Source organism: Ochrobactrum quorumnocens (assembly GCF_002278035.1).
In the GTDB taxonomy this organism is placed as follows: domain Bacteria; phylum Pseudomonadota; class Alphaproteobacteria; order Rhizobiales; family Rhizobiaceae; genus Brucella; species Brucella quorumnocens.
This window is the reverse complement of sequence record NZ_CP022604.1, coordinates 676,198-694,118: the sequence shown is the minus strand read 5'-3', so window position 1 is coordinate 694,118 and position 17,921 is coordinate 676,198. Positions and strand designations below refer to the sequence as shown.

The following is a 17,921-nucleotide window of genomic DNA, read 5'->3' as shown; positions in this document are numbered from 1 at the left end:
ACGTCAGCTCACTTTGAAGGCGCTATTCGGACACCAACCTGAAGGAAATCGGGAAAGAAAGATGATGTTTGCAAGACCTCTATTCGCCTCCCTGCTAGGCGCTGCCGTATGTGTGACGGCGCTTGGAACGGCTGCGACCCTGAACCCGGCTTTTGCTGCCGGCGGAACGGAGGTCAAGGTCATTGTCTCCGGCAATGCAATCACGAATGGCGATATTCAGCGCCGTGCAGCTTTCTTGAAGCTGCAGCGTAAAGGTGGCAATCTCAATCAGGTTGCACGTGAAGAACTGACCGAGGAAATGCTGAAGCGCGTGGAAATGAAATCACGCGGCGTCAACATCTCTGATAAAGAAGTCGACGAAGCCTATGCAGGTTTTGCTACGCGCAACAAGATGAGTGTCGCGCAGTTGAATCAGGTCATGAATCAGGCCGGCATCACCCCTGATCACTTCAAGAAATACATCATGGTCCAGATGGGCTGGGGCCGCCTTGTAAGTGCACGTTTCCGCTCAACTGGTATGGTCAGCGAGCAGGATGCTGTGCAGCGCATGCTGAAAGATGGCGGCAAGAAGCCGGTTGCAACCGAATATCAGCTTCAGCAGGTGATTTTCGTTGTCCCTAGCTCGAAACGTTCGCCTGCCCTGCTGGCCAAGCGCCGTCAGGAAGCAAACGCATTGCGCTCACGCTTTCAGAGCTGCGATTCTACCCGTCAGCTGACCAAAGGAATGATCGACGTTACGGTTCGCGACCTTGGCCGCATCATCGAACAGCAGCTTCCCGGCGATTGGGCGAAGGATGTCAAAGCAACCAGTGCCAACCGCGCAACACCACCGCATGACACCGAAAAAGGCGTCGAATTTCTGGCAGTCTGCTCGACCCGACAGGTATCGGACGACCGTGTTGCTCAGCTCGTTTTCTCCATGGAAGGCACAGATTCTGAAGCCGGACAGGAAAAGAAGGCAGATGAAATGAGCAAGAAGTATCTGCAGGAACTCCGTGAGAAGGCAACAATCGTAAATCGTTGAGTTTACGTTTCAGTGCCTTGGCAGTAATAATCTGTCCGTATAATTTGAGGGGGCTTTTGCCCCCTTATTTCATTAGCCGAGAAAATAGCTATGCCTAATCAACCGGTTCCTCCGCTCGCCGTGAGCATTGGCGATCCTTCAGGCGTTGGAGCTGATGTTGCTCTTAGCGCCTGGCTAAGACGTACAGAGCTTTCTCTGCCTCCCTTCATGCTAATTGCTGACCCAAAGCAGTTGGCTGCCCGCGCGCAGCATCTCGGTCTGACTGTGCCGATTGCCACAATAGAGGCATCAGCAGAGGCCGCTGATATTTTCAACGATAAGCTACCTGTGTTGCCGCTCGTCAATGCGCACAAGGAAAGCCCCGGTAGGCCTCTTCCAGAGAATGCAGCCGGAGTTATAGAAGCAATTGAACGCGCCGTGGCCCTGACATTACGTGGTGAGACATCGGCCATTGTCACCTGCCCTATTGCAAAGAAACCGCTCTATGATGCTGGCTTTAAGCATCCCGGTCACACCGAATTTCTCGCAGAACTCGCGAGCCAGCATCTTGGGCGCACAGTCATCCCTGTAATGATGCTTGCTGGTCCAGAGCTGCGCGCGGTGCCTGTCACGATCCACATTCCACTCGTAGAAGTGCCGCGGGTATTGACGAAGGATGACATTCTGGAAGTAGCCTATATCACAGCGCAGGAGCTGACTGATCGCTTCGGCATCGCCGCGCCTCGAATTGCTATTTCCGGTCTCAATCCTCATGCGGGTGAAGGCGGTGCTCTTGGCAAGGAAGACGATGCCATCATCCGTCCAGCAGTAGAAAAATTGCAGCGCAAAGGCATCAATGCCTGGGGGCCACTACCCGCAGACACGATGTTTCATGCACCTGCAAGATCAACTTATGATGTTGCTATTTGCATGTATCACGATCAAGCGCTTATCCCTGCCAAGGCGCTCGCCTTTGACGAGACGGTCAATGTCACGCTGGGCCTCCCATTCATCCGAACATCGCCGGATCATGGTACAGCCTTCGATATCGCCGGAAAAGGCATCGCACGACCAGATAGCTTTATTGCTTCTATAAGACTGGCGCAGGAACTTGCAGAAAACCAAGCAAGGCGGAAATCATGAGCATCGACAATCTTCCGCCGCTGCGTGAGGTGATTGAACGGCACGACCTGATGCCGAAAAAGTCGCTTGGGCAAAACTTCTTGTTCGATCTAAATCTAACATCGAAGATTGCACGACAGGCTGGCAATCTGCAGGATCAGCCGGTTATCGAGGTCGGTCCCGGCCCGGGCGGGCTTACGCGTGCCCTTCTCGCCCAAGGTGCTTATGTGACGGCAATCGAACGCGATGAACGCTGCCTTGATGCGCTTGCAGAGATAGAGGCACATTATCCGGGACGTTTGCGTATTATTGCCGGCGATGCATTGGAGCAGGATTTCAAAACGCTGTTTCCAGATGGTCCAAAGCCGCGCATCGTTGCCAACTTGCCTTATAATGTCGGTACGCAGTTGTTACTCAACTGGCTTCTGACAGAGCCATGGCCACCATTTTATTCGTCCATGACACTGATGTTTCAGCGTGAAGTAGCAGAACGCATTGTAGCCGCTCCCGATAGTGATCATTACGGACGCCTCGGCGTTCTGGCAGGTTGGCGAACGCGTTCGAAGATTGCTTTCGATGTGCCGCCTCAAGCGTTTACACCGCCGCCCAAGGTGATGTCGTCGGTGGTGCATATTACACCAAGCGAGGAACCGCTTCCGTGCCGTGCCGACGCATTGGGTCAGATCACACAGGCAGCCTTCGGGCAGCGCCGCAAGATGCTGCGTCAGAGCTTGAAACCCGTTGGTGGTGCCACATTGCTGGAAAAGACCGGCATCGACGGTACGCGCCGTGCAGAAACCCTGAGCGTCGAAGAATTCGTCGCACTCGCGAATGCTTATCGCCCGGTATGATCTAAACTGGAGTTGGGAGCAGCTGTCATCGGCGTAAGGTTCATCTGTTTGAAAACCTTGTCCACGTGATCAATTTCCGAACGGAAACTCGACATGGATGAACCTGTAAGCTTTTCGCCCGCATTGAGCTGCGCTTTCAGCGGGTCGACATAATGATCACCGACTTTCAACTCGTAATAAAGGTGCGGACCCGTCGAATAACCGGTTGAGCCGACATAGGCGATAACCTCCCCCTGCTTCACATGCTGTCCGACTTTCAGGCCTTTAGCCTCAGCGGATAAGTGAGCATAGGTGGTGCTGTAGCCACCTTGGTGGCGAATACGGACATACTTGCCATAGCCCTTTTGCGATGAAATCAGCTCTACGGTTCCGTCGCCCGCCGCAACAATGGGAGAACCGATCGGGGCATCGTAGTCGACACCGTTATGATGTTTGCGAACATGCAGAACGGGATGAACACGCCAACCGAAGCCATCATTTAGGCGACCATTCGGCAATGGCTTGTGCATGAGATATTTGGTCATCGAGGAGCCGTCCTCGTTGAAGTAATCGGCGTTTCCTTCAACTTCATGTCTGTATAAGCGTTTGCTCTCGCCGTGCGACGTAAACTCGACGAAGACCAGTTCCGGATCAGTGTCTACGCTTTCACGAAACAAAAGATCTATTTTATCGGCCCCGTTGGCACCTTTCTGGAGAGACACATTATTTTCAGAAGCAAGCTTCTTCACATCGTCTGCAACCGCGCGTGGAGCCCCTGCTGCAATCAGTCGAGATTGAATGGAGCCATCAGTCCGAATCGCGACAGCGGGATATGATGCCGAGAGCATCGCATCATGAGAAAGCCGCGCAAAAAGCCGCTGATTATCATTGGCGCGGAAGACACCATCATCTGTGCGGCCATAAACCGAGTCCGACGCGCTGCCATGCCGAAACCGCGCCATGGTTATGTGCGCGGGTTTGTTGGGCAACTGATCCAGAAGCAGCACCAGATTGTCACCGGGAACAAGGTCTTTTCGCCCGAGTGCCTGTTCCAGATTTGCAGCATCTTCTGCAGCAACATCAGCCGCCTGCATGAGCACGCCCACCTTCTCACGCGATTGTGGAGCGAGAACGATTTCATGAGCTGCCTGATGGGCTATACCGGCAGGCTTCGCAAAACTTACATTTAGCGGCACGCCTTTCTGATTGGCGAGTGCTGATATTTCCGTATCATGAATAGAGGCGCTGCCCCCTCGCCGTTCAACTTTTAAAGGACTGTGACTTATCAGACCTTGCGGACTCCTCTCATTTTCCAGATCAAGAATGACATGCTGATAAGTAAAAAGCGTCGCCTCGCCATCGTCGGTGCCTTCCGCAATATCGATGCGCTTGGCAATCCGGCGGTTCTCGTCGAGATTATTCTGGGGAAGTAAGCGGGCTTCCTTCATTGCAGCGCGGCTATGAACGAATGTCGTGGGATCAACCATAACCGGCTGAGACGCATGCCCATGACGCACCAAGCCGCCCGTTAACAGAACCATGGCCCCACCTGCCAACAACGTTGCTGAGGCAAGCGCTATGCAGGCACGAATGTGGGTATGAAATGAAAAGCGAATACGTTCGAGGGGTTTGAGAGTACGCTGCGAAAGCGGTGCGAGTTTTGCATGCACAGCAGACAAAGCAGCATATGAAGCATCGGACCGGATCGCGAGATCCGGGGATACAACAACATGAATCTGCTTATCTCTGCGGGCAATGCGAAATAGCATGCAGTGAGCGTCTCCAAATTCCATCTGAAATAGAAGACGGACCAGAGGGCCAGAGCACGGCTAAATTATGGCTCCTGTGGCCATAATCCAACGGAAATAAAGCACGAATGCTCAAGTTAAATTTATCAAGCGCTCGCTCGCGCCTTGCGATGTGCGGAGAGAGAGGACCATGTATAGATTATCAAACCGACCCAGATCAGCACAAAAGCCACAAGCTGCGCATGCGAGAACGGCTCATGGAAGATGAAGATCGCGAAGACGAACAGCAATGTAGGTGTGAGATACTGCATTAAGCCGAGCGTCGTATAGCGCAGAAGCTTTGCACCGCCCGCATAAAGAATGAGCGGAATAGCCGTGAATGGGCCCGCCAGCAAAAGCAGCCAGATATTCGATACGGATTCCCCTGAGAAGAAGTGATCCTGACCATTTGCCGTCAACCACAGAACATAGCCAAGTGCAGGGACCGACAGAATGACGACTTCGAGCGTGAAGCCTTGCAAAGGTGGCATCGGCAGGGACTTACGGAAAAAGCCGTAGAGGCCGAAAGTCAGGGGCAAAACCAGCGAAACCCATGGCAGACCACCGGCATTGAATGTGAGAACAAGAACCGCCGCGAAAGCAAACCCGACAGCGATATATTGAACTTTGGTCAGACGTTCTCCAAGAAACAGTCCGCCAAGAACCACGTTAAACAACGGGTTGATATAATAGCCGAGTGCTGCGCCGATAATCTGATCATGTGCAACCGCCCAGACATAGACCGACCAGTTGATGGTAATCAGTGCGGCGGTCAGTGCGGCCATAGCGAGCATTCGCGGCTTGCGCAAAGCATCAAGGATTGTTCGGAATTGGCCGATGGCAAGGAGCAGAACTGCCGCCACAGGAACCGACCAAATAACGCGATGGGCGACGATTTCGAGCGCAGGCAGATGTGACAGCGCTTTAAGATAGAAAGGCAAGAGAGCCCAAAGACCATAAGCCCCCATAGCCATCATGAAGCCACGGCTTCCATCCGAAAGTTGGCCTCCGGATAAGGTTTGCTCGGCCATTTCTATCTCCGCAATAAGAAAAACCCCCAAAAGCCGAGGGCTATTTAGGGCTGGATATTTTGCTATGCGCCCATCGATCCATAAAATCTATTCAATTAAACTGATCAAAGCATCAATGATCGTGAAGAGCGACGGCTATTCCGCCGCCACCAAACCCGCGAGCGAACGGTTCTTCATCAGCTTATAATTGACCGAATCCATCAACGCCTGAAACGATGCATCAATGATGTTGTCGGAGACGCCGACCGTGCGCCAACGTGCGCCTGTTGCGTCACCCGATTCGATCAGAACGCGGGTGATAGCTGCGGTACCCCCATTGAGGATACGCACCTTGAAATCGACCAGTTCAAGGTCCACGATTTCGTCCTGATAGCGCCCAAGATCCTTGCGCAGCGCAATGTCTAGCGCGTTGACCGGACCATGGCCTTCGGCAACCGACATATGCATCTCGCCATCGACTTCGACTTTAACCACGGCCTCGGAAACCGTTTTCAGCATGCCGTTGGCATCAAAACGTCGTTCGACGAGGCAGCGAAAGGAATCTACCTTGAAGAATTCCGGCTGTGGCGTGAGCATGGCTCGCGCCAGAAGTTCGAAGCTCGCATCCGCACCTTCATAGGCGTAGCCTTCCGCTTCACGCTCCTTGACCAGCACGATCAACGTATCGAGCCGCACGTCATCCTTGGCGACGCGGATGCCACGACGCTCCAATTCCGCGATGAAATTCGACTTGCCGCCTTGATCCGACACCATGACACGTCGGCGATTGCCGACAGTTTCAGGCGGAACATGTTCATAAGTCTGCGGGTCTTTGAGTAGCGCCGACGCGTGAATGCCTGCCTTGGTAGCGAAGGCAGATGTGCCTGTATAAGGAGCCTGCTCTGTCGGTGCCCGGTTAAGAATATCATCGAAGGCGCGCGAGATACGGGTGATGGCTTTGAGAGCATCAGGCTTTACGCTGAGCTCAAAGCGATCAGCCCAATACGGCTTCAATACCAGCGTCGGGATGAGTGAAACAAGGTTGGCATTGCCGCAGCGCTCGCCGATCCCATTAAGCGTTCCCTGCACATGGCGCACGCCTGCATCGATTGCAGCAAGCGAAACCGCGACAGCCTGTTCGGTGTCGTTATGCGCGTGAATGCCAAGGCTTTCGCCCGGAACATGTGCTTTCACAGCATTGATAATCTCCGCCACTTCTGATGGCTGCGTTCCGCCATTGGTGTCGCAAAGAACGACCCAGCGCGCGCCAGCTTCATAGGCAGCCTTCGCGCACGCCAACGCGTATTCCGGATTGGCTTTGTAGCCATCGAAGAAATGTTCACAATCGACCAGCGCTTCACGGCCAGCCATACGAACGGCTGTAACCGAGGCTGTGATCGATTCCAGATTTTCCTCGTTGGTACAGCCGAGCGCGATCCTCACATGATAATCCCAGCTCTTCGCCACGAAACAGATTGCATCGCTTGAAGCTTGCAAAAGGGCCGTCAGACCCGGATCGTTGGAGGCAGAGACTCCGGCGCGCTTGGTCATGCCGAAAGCTGTAAATTTGGCGCGCGAAGTCTGACGCTTTTTGAAGAAAGCAGTATCGGTCGGGTTCGCCCCGGGATAGCCACCCTCAACATAATCCACGCCCAATTCTTCGAGCAGAATGACAATTGCTTTTTTGTCTTCGACAGAGAAATCAACGCCGGGAGTTTGCTGTCCGTCCCGCAAAGTCGTGTCGTAGATATAGATGCGCTCGCGTGCCATTTTGCCTGCCTGTCGGTGGGTATATGCCGTTAGAATGTATGGCTTTTTCAGTTGTCAGTGTCGTGGTCTGGGTGTTGGTAGGACACCATGGTTCTTACAAACTCGATACTTTCCGGATCACGCTCTGTTTCGTAACCGGGCAGTTTTGCGAGGTTATCGACATAGGGAAGCTTGACCTCGACGCCCCATTGAACCGTGGGTTCGATCTCTTCCGGCGCATCGAAAGCGCCGATGGAGAGCGCTACGCCATCCGGCGCCTCATAGGTGAGCGGGGTTCCACACTCAGGACAGAACCCGCGCTTGACGTGATTGGATGACTGGAAGCGCTTTGGCTCGTCGCGGGTCCATGTGAGGTTTGCTTCCCCAACTGAAACCAGTGGCGCATAGAAATTGCCAAACGCCTTCTGGCACATGCGGCAATGACAGATCGAAGCTGAGCCGAGTGCCCCTTCTACACGAAAGCGCACCGCACCGCACTGGCATCCCCCACTATAAAGCGGCTTGTTATCAAGCGTCATGGCATCCTCCCTCCAATTAAAAGGCAGTTAGCTTACCACATCCCAAGTCGTGATGCGTTCGCCGGTGGCAGGATCCTTGCCATCCTTCAACTGCACACCCTCTGCCAGCAATTCATCGCGAATACGATCAGCTTCGGCCCAGTTTTTGTCGACGATCACACGCAGACGCTCGGCAATCAATGCTTCAATTGCAGCCGTGTCGACATCAGCCTTTGCAAAGACCGGTACGTCCTGTGCTGTCACGAAATAAGGGTCGAGCAAGCCTAATAGCGTCATACCTTCGCCCAAAGCTGCAACGTCCCTGGCTTTGAATGCCTTGCGCAGCGCCGTGATTGCAGTCCAGGTATTCAGATCATCTGACAGTGCTTCCGCAACTTCACCAACCGATGAAAGCGAAGACGGCATTGCGAAATCTGCATCACGCAGCAATCCATACCAGCGATGCAGTTCTTCGGCGGATTCTGCCAGGCGCTGTGCCGTCCAGTTGATCGGTTCGCGATAATGCGTTTGCAGCATCGAAAGACGTGCAGCCAGACCGACCCATCGATCGCGTGCAGCCTTGCCATCCCACACACCAAGCTGCGGTAGACCATCATTCAACACATCGCGAATGGTGATGAAATTGCCGAGAGACTTCGACATCTTCTGTCCTTCGACCTGCAGGAAGCCGTTATGCATCCAGATGCTGGCCATGCGCTCAGTGCCGAATGCGCAGCATGACTGCGCAAGCTCATTTTCATGGTGCGGAAACACGAGATCGATACCGCCACCATGAATGTCGAACTGGTTCTTATACGGATCATCGCACTGCAGGCCGCCACCAAAAGGTGACAGCAACTTGGCCATGGACATGGCCGAGCACTCGATGTGCCAACCGGGACGGCCAAGCGTTTGAATGCCCGCAGGCGATGGCCAGCCGGGTTCCCCATTGCGCGATGGCTTCCAGAGTACGAAATCCATCTCGTCGCGCTTGTAAGATGCAACGTCAACACGGGCGCCAGCTAGCATTTCATCAAAAGGACGGTGCGAGAGCGCGCCATAACGTGCGCCGCCCAGCGTATTCATTGCAGACGGCGAGAAAAGTACATGGTCATCGGCAACATAGGCGACACCGCGCTCAACCAGCTTCTCAATCAGGTCACGCATATCATCCAGATGCTCAGTCGCACGTGGCTGGCTCGAAGGCTCTAAGTTTGCCAGCGCTTTGATATCCGCCTGAAACTGGTTGTTTGTGCCCTCTGTTACCCGACGGATTGCTTCATTGAGCGGGAGATCAGGATATTCGCTCGCCGCACGTGCGTTGATCTTGTCGTCAACGTCAGTGATGTTACGCGCATAAGTGACATGCGCCTCGCCATAGACATGACGAAGCAAACGGAACAGCACATCGAAGACAATGACCGGGCGCGCATTGCCGATATGGGCGAAGTCGTAAACAGTCGGTCCGCATACATACATGCGCACATTGTTTGCATCGATGGGGACAAAGTCCTCCTTCGCGCGAGTTGCGGTGTTGTACAGACGTAGTTGCGGCGCGTCAGCCATTTTATTTCCCCAGAAGGACCAGAAAATACGGGCACGAAGGACCGCAGCCGACTGGCCGGGGCGTTATCATCCTGTTTTATGGTAGGGGAGACGAAAACGGCCGGGCCAGCAAGCTGCTAGCCAATAATAATCGAACCAGTACAAATGATTGTGGTCGGCGTTTTCATGACGCTACTTATCTCTCTCGACTTTATCCCCGTCAAGAGCTTTTGGAAAAGTTCGAGCGAAATAAAGCATTTCCAAAAGAAGGATGAAGCGGTTTTGTTTGTTGGATACGCGAGAATAATGAGCTGAATTGGGGATAGCCGAGAATGCTGTGGTATTTCGGCAACCGTGTTAAACCTTCACAGCTGTTAACCGGAATTCCCCAAAACCGGCTCCAAACAGCCTTCATTCCGTCTCAATCAATCACAAAATAGTGAGTGTAATTGGAAGAGGAATGAACCAATGCCTAAAAATAAACCGCAACCACGACAAGACAAGCTGATTGATCAGTATCGTGAAATCGGCCCTGCCGTGCTCCTTGCAGCACTCATGAATAAGAAGAACCGTAAGGGCGAAGCCCGTAACGACAACATGCGCAGCTCAATTCTAGCTGTTAAAGAATCTGACTAGAAGGCTGATGCCGATTAGCGCCATCACAACACCGATGATGCAATCGAGCACCCGCCAGGCCGCAGGCTTCGCAAAGATGGGTTGCAACAGACGCGCCCCATATCCGAGCGAGAAAAACCAAACAAATGATGCGATTACCGCGCCTGCACCATAAGCGGCGCGGGCAGAACCTTCATAGCGGGCAGAAAGACTGCCTAATAATACCACCGTGTCGAGATAGACATGCGGATTGAGGAAAGTCAGCGCCAGACAGGTAGCAACTGCAGCTTTCAGGCTGACACTGCCGTTCGATCTCACCTGCATTGCTTCTGGATGAAACGCGCGGCGAAATGCGACCGACGCGTACCAGAACAGGAACGCAGCGCCTGCAAGCGTAACAAACGAGATTAGCTTTGGTGATTGAGCAATCAGCGTACCCAGCCCCGCAACACCGGCGGCGATCAGCAGCGCGTCTGAAAGTGCACAGATTAGACTCAGAATAAAGACATGCTGTCGCAGCAGGCCTTGCCGCAAGATGAACGCGTTTTGTGCACCGATAGCGATGATAAGTGACGCACCAAGAAAAAAGCCTGAAAAAGCTGCTGAGAACACGGATGACTTTCCTGAAATTATAGCATTTGAGCCAAAAGCGCGAAGCGGTTTTGCGTGAGGCAAATGCATAAAACAATGAGCTATGCGGCTCCAACTATTCAGTCTTAAGTGGAGCCGCTGTAAGTGATCAGAACATCGAAAGCTGGTCGCCCGAATCCTCCTCCGGCCCTGACTTTTTCTTTCTTTTTGGCAGAGACTGTTCTGACGTCAAGCTTTCTTCCACTCTTGTCTGCAGATCTGGTGAAGTATTGGCAACTTTGTTGACCTTGTCTGACACCGGAATGGCTTCAAAAAAGTCATCCTGAACTGGACGCATAATGTCGGCGACATCTTTTGGAAGCAAGGTTTTGCAGTTTAGCCAACGAGCGAAATCCTCTGGCTTCACCACCACCGGCATACGTTCGTGAATAGGCCGCAGCAATCCGTTTGCGTTTGTCGTCAAAATGCCCGCAGTATCGATTTGCGAGCCATCGGAACTGCTCCAGGTTTCGACCAGCGCGCCAAAAGCGACAATCCCGCCGTGGCGCGGCCTGATCCAATAGGCTTGCGCCTTATTCTTTCCCTCACGCCGCCATTCGTAAAAACCGGAAGCCGGAATCAAGGCCCGTCGATGATTTAAGGCCGCGCGAAACGAGTTCTTCTCTGCCGCAGTTTCAGAGCGAATGTTGAAAACCAGATTCCAGTCTTTGGGATCTTTCACCCATGACGGCACAAAGCCCCAACGAACCAGCATACCGCTCCGGCCGGGGCGATTGCTTCCCGGCGGTGGGGTTTCGCCTGCCAGAATAGAGAGTATTGGCTGGGTCGGCGCGATATTATAACGGGGAGGAAAATCCTCCTCGATCATCGCACCAAGCAATGCTTCAACTTCTTCGCGGCTTGCAGTCAGAGAAAAACGTCCACACATGGCGGCCATGTTCAGGCTTTTGTCGGAATGGTCAAGTGGGGTTTGCTGTTGCCAAAGCAGGCTGACCAGATCATAGCTTGAATATGGTTACAGTTCCCGTCATCCCTGCCCCTCTTCAAATCCACGGTGTCTCTCTCATCTGCCGTCGTGATGGCCGATTTTTGCTGGTTGAACGCGGCAAAGAGCCATGGAAGGGCTGGCTCGCCTTTCCCGGAGGCAGCATTGAGGCCGGTGAAACTCCTGAGGCAGCAGCAGTCCGTGAGCTGAAAGAAGAAACTGCACTCGATGCAGGCTCGCTCAGCCACGTCATCACGGTTGATTTGGCGCTCGAAGGCAAGGCCTATGAGAAGAGCTATTTTCTTTCCGTTTATCGAGCGTTTGATGTTTCGGGCATTGAACAGGCAGGCGACGACGCTGCAGCAATCCATTGGTTGACCGTGGAAGAAATGGCGAGCGCGAGTGTCACCGACAGCACACTGGATGTGGCACGCTCTGTGGCTGAAGCGGAAGACAATCGCACTTCCTGACCCACCTAGCGGTCTAATTCCGACATTTGCATCCCTTGATACAGACGTTAAACAAATATCGGAATTAAAAAGACCACTACCAAGTATATGAATCTATTTGATTTTTCGAATTCGACGTTGGAAACCGTGTGGACGTCAGTCGAGATTCAAACGTAAAATTCGATCCACTAGTCGCCTTGAAGTGGCCGCGATTTCGAGCGAAAAGGCAGCTCTAAAGGAGAGGTTACTTTTGAAAAGCAACTGGCTTTCCCTCTTGGTGGCCCTGTTGGTGGTAAGTTCGTGGCTGGGTATGGTTTCCCCGGCCCTTTCTGCGCAGGATGCTCCTTATGAGGGCAAAATGCTGCGCATTGCAGAAGTTCTCGGCTCCCTCCACTATTTGCGTAATCTTTGTGGAGAAACCAGCAGCGAGTGGCGAGACCGGATGGACGCCATTATTGCGGCTGAAAATCCCGGTGAAGCAGACCGGTTGCGCCTCGTTTCCAGTTTCAACCATGGATATCGTGCTTTCAGCGACAATTATGTCCGCTGTACGCCTTCTGCTCTTGCGGCGATTGACCGCTACATGAAAGAGGGAGAAAGCTTGTCGAACGAGATCATATCGCGTTATGGCAATTAACCAATTATTCAGTCTTGTGCGGATGGGCATAAATTGCCGCATTTAAATCCGCTGTAATCTGTTAACACTGTCTTAAAGCGACAGTCAGGCTGCATGCGTTTGCACTCCCGATAGTGGTGAGAAACCAGCGACTGCACAAATTAAACTGTTAGAGCGACCTTTGTGCGCCCATTCAGGCGCACGGTGTTCTAATGCAGAAAGAAGGGCGCAAGCCGGGATGAAATCGATGGAACACATGCCAGCAGATCTGGACGAGATGATTGCCCGCGAGAAGAAGCTCGTGGCAATCGAATACCAGAATGAAGCCTGGGCTGACGGCATTTCCGAAGGGATCGAGCCTGAAATTCTTGCTGAAGCTGCTTTCACCACAGCTTTGACCGAACTTATGCGTTCTGCGGGCGAAGACAGCGCTCTCGACCTCATCGAGAAAATGCGCGAACAGATTATCGCCGGCACCTTCCTGCCTGAACGTATTCTTCAGTAAGAATCAATAGCTGCGGCAAGCATTCGCATTCGGCTTGGTGGGGCATCGTAAATCCGCTCCCAGACTCTGCGAAACTGCCGCGTGGACGCAAAGCCAGCCCGCTGAGCGATGTTTTCCATATCGAGCGCAGAATTCAGCAGCATCTCGCGGGCCAGACTGACTTTCAGCCTATTTGCATAGTCCGTCACGCTCATATGTGCGTGCTCGTTGAACAGTCTAGAGAGATTGCGCGGGCTTGCGCCGCTGATGTCAGCCAGTTTTTCCACCGACCAACTGGCTGCGGGATTTTCCGCAATAGCATCCTGTGCACGATGCACCACTGGATGCATATGATTACGTCCTTCCAGCCAAGGCGAAAGCTGTGGATCTCCCCCACTGCGGCGCAAGTAGACGACCAGATAACGCGCAATTGATAATGCCAATGCATGACCTGCAATTTCTGCCACGATATGCAGCATGAGATCGATGCCCGAGGTGATACCCGCACTTGTCAGCCGATCCCGATCTTCCACAAACAACCGATTTTGCAAGACGCGTGATGTCGGGGCCAATCGGTTCAGTTCATCAATCGCCAAATGATGGGTTGTGCAAGCATAACCATCAAGCAAACCTGCGCGTGCCGCCAGAAGCGCGCCCGAACAGATTGAAACCAACCTGATGCCGGGACGGATAGCGCGCCGCATCCAACTTACAATCTGCGCTTCAAGAACATTGTCCTCTTCGCGACTGTTGCCGACACCTCCTAATGGGACATCCGCCGAGCCGGAGATGACGACCAACGCGCCGTCCGGTAGATTTTCTGGCAGAGGCTCGATATTGGCAATCGTGAGGCCAATTGAACTCAACACCGTCTGCGATGACCCGATAAATGTCACCTCAAACTGCACTTCGCTCTGCTCAAGATTGGCCTTACGCAAAACCTCTATCGGCCCCGCCACATCAAGCAAAAGCGTGCGTGGCGGGACAACGACAAAGACCCGGACAGTTTTGTGGCTGTCAACGGTTTGGTTCATGCAGCTTTCCGTTCTGCCCTGTCTGCAAGAGCTTGTTCAACCGTTGCAATCCGCGCGAAACGATCTGCGAGCACCAGCTCGGTACGGGCACGGATTTCGGCGGCACTCCACTCGCGACCATTCACATCGGTCATCAGAAATGTGAGGGTCGCCTCGCCGACGTAATCTACATCGAAACCCAGATCAGAAGCGTGTCGCGTCGTCGTCTCGCAGCATTGTTCAGTACGGATTCCGGAAACGATAACCCGTCTGATTCCGTTGGAAATAAGCCACACATCAAGCCCCGACCCAACGAGTGCGCTATGGCGACGCTTGCGGAAAACGGCATCCGGCTCGATCGTGATCGGTGCCAGCGCTTTCACGAAGCCCGAAGCTTCAGAAAACGGTCCTTCATTTTCAACATGAAAGATTTGCACAACGGGGATACCCTTGCGCTTCGCGCCGTCGATCAGAGCCTGCTGACGCTCGATGTAAGCAGCAACATGCTCATCACGATAATAAGGGCGATGGCGGAAGGATTCCTGAACATCGATAACCAGAAGTGCCGTATCAGTAGCGGACATTTTGTGCTCCTTGTGAATTTATACAAGAAGACAATAATCACTACAATCCAGCCCGAAAGAATGTCATCGGACAAAGATGGGACAATTCACGCCAATCAATCCACTATCAACGACGCGGCAAGGCTTCCAGAAACTCGACCGGCTCGCCCTTATTCGGGTTGACGATTTCCGCTTCCCACATGACCTTGATGCCACGCACGAAAGTGCCAACCGGCCAGCCCGTGACAGTCTTTCCGTGATAAGGCGTCCAGCCAGCCTTTGAGCCAGCCTGATCATGTGTGATGGTTTCGCGACGCTTCATATCGACGATGGTCAGGTCGGCATCATAACCCACGGCAATGCGGCCCTTACGTGCCATGCCGAAAATGCGGTTCGGGCCGTGGCTCGAAAGATCAACAAAGCGTTCCAGCGAAAGCTTACCGGAATTCACATGATCGAGCATGATTGGCACCAGTGTCTGAACGCCCGTCATGCCGGAAGGTGATGCCGGATATGGCTTCTGCTTTTCTTCCAGCGTATGCGGAGCATGGTCGGAGCCAAGCACATCGATAATGCCCTGATCAACGCCCTTCCAGACGCCGTCACGGTGGCGCTTGTCGCGTACCGGCGGGTTCATCTGAATGAGATTGCCGAGCGTCGCATATTCGTCAGCCGACAGTGTGAGATGATGCGGAGTGGCTTCGCAGGTCGCCACGTCCTTATGACCTTGCAGGAAGTCGATTTCTTCCGCCGTCGAAATATGCAGCACGTGAATGCGCGCGCCGGTTTCGCGTGCGATACGCACCAGACGTTCGGTGCATTGCAGTGCGGTAGTTTCATCGCGCCAAACAGGATGACTTGATGGATCGCCAGCAACCCGCAGACCTTCACGGTCTTTCAGACGGAATTCGTCCTCCGAATGGAACGCTGCGCGACGGCGCGTATTTTTCAGAATGGAACGAACACCGTCATCGTCCTCAACCAACAAGTTGCCGGTCGATGAGCCCATAAAAACCTTGATGCCAGCAGCGCCTGGTAAACGCTCAAGTTCTGCAACATCATTGGCATTCTCACGCGTTCCGCCGACCCAGAATGCAAAATCGCAATGCATACGATGACGGCCACGACGGATTTTGTCTTCCAGCGTTTCGGCAGAGGTTGTCAGCGGCTTGGTGTTCGGCATTTCGAAAACTGACGTAACGCCACCCAGAACGGCTGCAAGCGAACCCGTTTCCAGATCTTCCTTATGCTCAAGTCCCGGCTCACGGAAATGAACCTGACTATCAACGACGCCTGGCAGGATATGCAGGCCAGTGCAATCGATCACTTCGCCAGCGGAATTGGCCGAAAGCGACCCGATCGCCTCGATGCGTCCGTTACGAATGCCAATGTCGCGCCGACCTATACCGTCATGGTTGACGATGGTTGCACCTTTCAGGATCGTATCAAACGTTTGGACCATTGTTGTCTCCTGCTGGCTGAATGGGACTTGCGAGCCTTTTCAATGCGGCTTACGTAACGATGATTATAAAGGCAAGGAAGAAGCGATGGCGACGGTAGCGGAAACGATCAATCTTTCCAACAGAGCACTGGTTCATATCACAGGCGAAGACGCGGAAAAATTCGTACAGGCGGTGATTACGACCAATCTCGATAAGCTCGGTGCCAATGAACTGAAACCGGGCGCACTGCTCGCTCCGCAAGGCAAGATCATGTTCGACTTCCTCGTGTCGCGCATCAACAACGGGCTTCGGTTCGATATGCCAGCGGGCATCGCTGCCGATTTTGCCAAGCGGATGACGCTCTATCGTCTGCGCGCCAAAGCAGAAATTATCCAATCGCCAGAATCACTTGTCAGCGTTTGCTGGCAGACTGATTCCGCTTCTTCAGAAGATGATTCAATCTGGCAATCTGGAAAGCGCGATACCCGCTTTCCGAAAGAGCTGAACGTTATTCGCGTCTATGGAAAAGCTGGCGACATTAGCGACGAGAGCGCATGGATCGCGCTTCGTGCCGAGTATGGCATTGCCGAAGGCGAAGCTGACTTCGCCTATAATGACGTCTTCCCGCACGACATCAATTTCGACCAGACGGGGGGTGTGACCTTCCCGAAAGGTTGTTTCATCGGGCAGGAAGTCGTCTCACGCATGCATCATCGCGGTACGCCTCGCCGCCGTGTGCTCGTCGTAAAATCCGACACGCCGCTCCCCGCCATGGGTACGTCGATTACGGTCAATGGACGCGAAATCGGAACACTTGGCAGTTCTTCTGGCAAGATCGGCCTCGCCCTTGCAAGGATTGATCGGGTGAAAGATGCGCTCGATTCCAGCGCGGCCATTATGGCTGGTGAGATCGAAATCACGCTTCTCTTGCCACCGCATGTAGCTTTCACGTTCCCAACGACTGAAGCGGATAAAGCTTAATGGCAGCAGCAGACCGCACTTCGGGCAAAGATCGCGCATGGCAGCGTATGCTGTCTGGACGCAGGCTTGATCTGCTCGACCCGTCGCCACTTGATATAGAGATTGAAGATATCGCGCATGGGCTTGCACGCGTTGCGCGTTGGAACGGACAGACTGTTGGCGAGCACGCTTATTCGGTGGCACAGCATTCACTGCTGGTTGAGCAGATTTTCAACCGACTTGTTCCCGATGCCAGCATTGAATGGCAGATGCTCGCACTTCTACACGATGGTCCAGAATACGTCATTGGCGATATGATTTCGCCGTTCAAGGCGGTGATGGGCGGCAACTACAAACTGATTGAAGATCGACTGGAAAGTGCCATTCACTTACGTTTTTCCCTGCCAGCTTCCATATCCGCATCGCTCAAGAGGCTGATCAAGCGGGCTGATCAGGTGGCTGCCTATTTTGAGGCGACACGGCTTGCAGGATTTACGGAAGCTGAGGCTATCAAGTATTTTGGACGCCCACGAGGATTTGATCCAGCTGGGCTCGATATTACCCCGCGGCCGACGCAAAGCGTTCAGAACGACTTTCTCGCTCGATTTGCTACTTTAGACCAGGCCCGAAAGAAGTAGA

General features: G+C 53.4%; 19 protein-coding genes. 9 read left to right on the top strand and 10 right to left on the bottom strand.

The annotated features are described in order from the left end of the window. The first annotated feature begins 61 nt into the window (after window positions 1-61). The 3 genes from CES85_RS12780 (at window position 62) to rsmA (ending at window position 2,976) form a co-directional block, all read left to right on the top strand. On the top strand, window positions 62-1,024 hold the full coding sequence (locus CES85_RS12780) for a SurA N-terminal domain-containing protein (RefSeq protein WP_095446336.1): 963 nt from the start codon (window positions 62-64) through the stop codon (window positions 1,022-1,024). Between the two features lie 90 nt (window positions 1,025-1,114). Beyond that, window positions 1,115-2,146 (top strand): 4-hydroxythreonine-4-phosphate dehydrogenase PdxA, encoded by a 1,032-nt coding sequence (gene pdxA, locus CES85_RS12775; protein ID WP_095446335.1) that lies wholly within the window; start codon window positions 1,115-1,117, stop codon window positions 2,144-2,146. Further along, window positions 2,143-2,976 carry a 16S rRNA (adenine(1518)-N(6)/adenine(1519)-N(6))-dimethyltransferase RsmA gene (rsmA, locus tag CES85_RS12770; protein ID WP_095446334.1) on the top strand — a complete coding sequence of 278 codons (834 nt, stop codon included), beginning with the start codon at window positions 2,143-2,145 and terminating at the stop codon, window positions 2,974-2,976. The genes pdxA and rsmA overlap by 4 nt, the downstream gene beginning before the upstream one ends. Here the strand turns inward: rsmA and CES85_RS12765 are convergent. The 5 genes from CES85_RS12765 to cysS form a co-directional block, all read right to left on the bottom strand. Continuing rightward, window positions 2,961-4,748, bottom strand: coding sequence for a M23 family metallopeptidase (locus CES85_RS12765; protein WP_434063360.1), 1,788 nt, complete (start codon window positions 4,746-4,748; stop codon window positions 2,961-2,963). The genes rsmA and CES85_RS12765 overlap by 16 nt on opposite strands. Window positions 4,749-4,849: 101 nt before the next feature. Beyond that, entirely contained in the window at window positions 4,850-5,773 is a 924-nt protein-coding gene (gene rarD / locus CES85_RS12760) for an EamA family transporter RarD (protein ID WP_095446332.1), read from the bottom strand. Window positions 5,774-5,908: 135 nt separating this feature from the next. Then, window positions 5,909-7,522: a citramalate synthase gene (cimA, locus tag CES85_RS12755; protein ID WP_095446331.1), complete on the bottom strand. Its 1,614-nt coding sequence runs from the start codon at window positions 7,520-7,522 to the stop codon at window positions 5,909-5,911. A gap of 47 nt (window positions 7,523-7,569) precedes the next feature. Continuing rightward, window positions 7,570-8,040, bottom strand: coding sequence for a GFA family protein (locus CES85_RS12750; protein WP_095446330.1), 471 nt, complete (start codon window positions 8,038-8,040; stop codon window positions 7,570-7,572). Between the two features lie 27 nt (window positions 8,041-8,067). Then, window positions 8,068-9,585 carry a cysteine--tRNA ligase gene (cysS, locus tag CES85_RS12745; protein WP_095446329.1) on the bottom strand — a complete coding sequence of 506 codons (1,518 nt, stop codon included), beginning with the start codon at window positions 9,583-9,585 and terminating at the stop codon, window positions 8,068-8,070. 447 nt (window positions 9,586-10,032) lie between these two features. On the opposite strand from cysS, the gene CES85_RS12740 reads away from it, so the two are divergent. Next, window positions 10,033-10,200, top strand: coding sequence for a hydrolase (locus CES85_RS12740; RefSeq protein ID WP_095446328.1), 168 nt, complete (start codon window positions 10,033-10,035; stop codon window positions 10,198-10,200). On the opposite strand, the gene CES85_RS12735 is transcribed toward CES85_RS12740, so the two are convergent. Both CES85_RS12735 and CES85_RS12730 read right to left on the bottom strand, forming a co-directional pair. Then, window positions 10,177-10,791 carry a LysE/ArgO family amino acid transporter gene (locus tag CES85_RS12735; protein ID WP_095447864.1) on the bottom strand — a complete coding sequence of 205 codons (615 nt, stop codon included), beginning with the start codon at window positions 10,789-10,791 and terminating at the stop codon, window positions 10,177-10,179. The two genes, CES85_RS12740 and CES85_RS12735, sit on opposite strands and share 24 nt — an antisense overlap. Before the next feature lie 127 nt (window positions 10,792-10,918). Further along, complete coding sequence (locus tag CES85_RS12730) at window positions 10,919-11,698, bottom strand: SOS response-associated peptidase (RefSeq protein ID WP_095446327.1); 780 nt, start codon at window positions 11,696-11,698, stop codon at window positions 10,919-10,921. An 83-nt stretch (window positions 11,699-11,781) separates the two neighbouring features. Between CES85_RS12730 and CES85_RS12725 the strand changes: the two genes are divergently transcribed. From CES85_RS12725 to CES85_RS12715, 3 genes are all read left to right on the top strand, one after another. Further along, window positions 11,782-12,225 (top strand): NUDIX hydrolase, encoded by a 444-nt coding sequence (locus CES85_RS12725; RefSeq protein ID WP_095446326.1) that lies wholly within the window; start codon window positions 11,782-11,784, stop codon window positions 12,223-12,225. 289 nt (window positions 12,226-12,514) lie between these two features. Further along, window positions 12,515-12,841 (top strand): TIGR02301 family protein, encoded by a 327-nt coding sequence (locus CES85_RS12720; protein ID WP_095447863.1) that lies wholly within the window; start codon window positions 12,515-12,517, stop codon window positions 12,839-12,841. Window positions 12,842-13,067: 226 nt separating this feature from the next. Beyond that, the gene (locus CES85_RS12715; protein WP_191793042.1) at window positions 13,068-13,325 is read left to right on the top strand and encodes a hypothetical protein; all 258 of its coding nucleotides are present in this window, start codon (window positions 13,068-13,070) and stop codon (window positions 13,323-13,325) included. Here the strand turns inward: CES85_RS12715 and CES85_RS12710 are convergent. From CES85_RS12710 to CES85_RS12700, 3 genes are all read right to left on the bottom strand, one after another. Beyond that, window positions 13,319-14,338 (bottom strand): GlxA family transcriptional regulator, encoded by a 1,020-nt coding sequence (locus CES85_RS12710; protein WP_095446325.1) that lies wholly within the window; start codon window positions 14,336-14,338, stop codon window positions 13,319-13,321. The genes CES85_RS12715 and CES85_RS12710 overlap by 7 nt on opposite strands. Then, window positions 14,335-14,901, bottom strand: a complete 567-nt coding sequence (locus CES85_RS12705) for an isochorismatase family protein (RefSeq protein ID WP_095446324.1) — start codon at window positions 14,899-14,901, stop codon at window positions 14,335-14,337. The genes CES85_RS12710 and CES85_RS12705 overlap by 4 nt, the downstream gene beginning before the upstream one ends. 106 nt (window positions 14,902-15,007) lie before the next feature. Next, complete coding sequence (locus CES85_RS12700; protein WP_095446323.1) at window positions 15,008-16,342, bottom strand: dihydroorotase; 1,335 nt, start codon at window positions 16,340-16,342, stop codon at window positions 15,008-15,010. Window positions 16,343-16,427: 85 nt separating this feature from the next. Here CES85_RS12700 and ygfZ point away from each other — a divergent pair, with 85 nt between their 5' ends. Both ygfZ and CES85_RS12690 read left to right on the top strand, forming a co-directional pair. Next, window positions 16,428-17,303 (top strand): CAF17-like 4Fe-4S cluster assembly/insertion protein YgfZ, encoded by an 876-nt coding sequence (gene ygfZ / locus CES85_RS12695; protein WP_095446322.1) that lies wholly within the window; start codon window positions 16,428-16,430, stop codon window positions 17,301-17,303. Beyond that, window positions 17,303-17,920: a YfbR-like 5'-deoxynucleotidase gene (locus CES85_RS12690; protein ID WP_095446321.1), complete on the top strand. Its 618-nt coding sequence runs from the start codon at window positions 17,303-17,305 to the stop codon at window positions 17,918-17,920. The genes ygfZ and CES85_RS12690 overlap by 1 nt, the downstream gene beginning before the upstream one ends. Window position 17,921: the final 1 nt, after the last annotated feature.

Bases quoted from the DNA above. Each gene is read 5' to 3' on its own strand.
- CES85_RS12780 (WP_095446336.1), top strand. From the start codon at position 62: ATGATGTTTGCAAGACCTCTATTCGCCTCCCTGCTAGGCGCTGCCGTA.
- pdxA (WP_095446335.1), top strand. From the start codon at position 1,115: ATGCCTAATCAACCGGTTCCTCCGCTCGCCGTGAGCATTGGCGATCCT.
- rsmA (WP_095446334.1), top strand. From the start codon at position 2,143: ATGAGCATCGACAATCTTCCGCCGCTGCGTGAGGTGATTGAACGGCAC.
- CES85_RS12765 (WP_434063360.1), bottom strand. From the start codon at position 4,748: ATGGAATTTGGAGACGCTCACTGCATGCTATTTCGCATTGCCCGCAGA.
- rarD (WP_095446332.1), bottom strand. From the start codon at position 5,773: ATGGCCGAGCAAACCTTATCCGGAGGCCAACTTTCGGATGGAAGCCGT.
- cimA (WP_095446331.1), bottom strand. From the start codon at position 7,522: ATGGCACGCGAGCGCATCTATATCTACGACACGACTTTGCGGGACGGA.
- CES85_RS12750 (WP_095446330.1), bottom strand. From the start codon at position 8,040: ATGACGCTTGATAACAAGCCGCTTTATAGTGGGGGATGCCAGTGCGGT.
- cysS (WP_095446329.1), bottom strand. From the start codon at position 9,585: ATGGCTGACGCGCCGCAACTACGTCTGTACAACACCGCAACTCGCGCG.
- CES85_RS12740 (WP_095446328.1), top strand. From the start codon at position 10,033: ATGCCTAAAAATAAACCGCAACCACGACAAGACAAGCTGATTGATCAG.
- CES85_RS12730 (WP_095446327.1), bottom strand. From the start codon at position 11,698: ATGTGTGGACGTTTTTCTCTGACTGCAAGCCGCGAAGAAGTTGAAGCA.
- CES85_RS12725 (WP_095446326.1), top strand. From the start codon at position 11,782: ATGGTTACAGTTCCCGTCATCCCTGCCCCTCTTCAAATCCACGGTGTC.
- CES85_RS12720 (WP_095447863.1), top strand. From the start codon at position 12,515: ATGGTTTCCCCGGCCCTTTCTGCGCAGGATGCTCCTTATGAGGGCAAA.
- CES85_RS12715 (WP_191793042.1), top strand. From the start codon at position 13,068: ATGGAACACATGCCAGCAGATCTGGACGAGATGATTGCCCGCGAGAAG.
- CES85_RS12710 (WP_095446325.1), bottom strand. From the start codon at position 14,338: ATGAACCAAACCGTTGACAGCCACAAAACTGTCCGGGTCTTTGTCGTT.
- CES85_RS12705 (WP_095446324.1), bottom strand. From the start codon at position 14,901: ATGTCCGCTACTGATACGGCACTTCTGGTTATCGATGTTCAGGAATCC.
- CES85_RS12700 (WP_095446323.1), bottom strand. From the start codon at position 16,342: ATGGTCCAAACGTTTGATACGATCCTGAAAGGTGCAACCATCGTCAAC.
- ygfZ (WP_095446322.1), top strand. From the start codon at position 16,428: ATGGCGACGGTAGCGGAAACGATCAATCTTTCCAACAGAGCACTGGTT.
- CES85_RS12690 (WP_095446321.1), top strand. From the start codon at position 17,303: ATGGCAGCAGCAGACCGCACTTCGGGCAAAGATCGCGCATGGCAGCGT.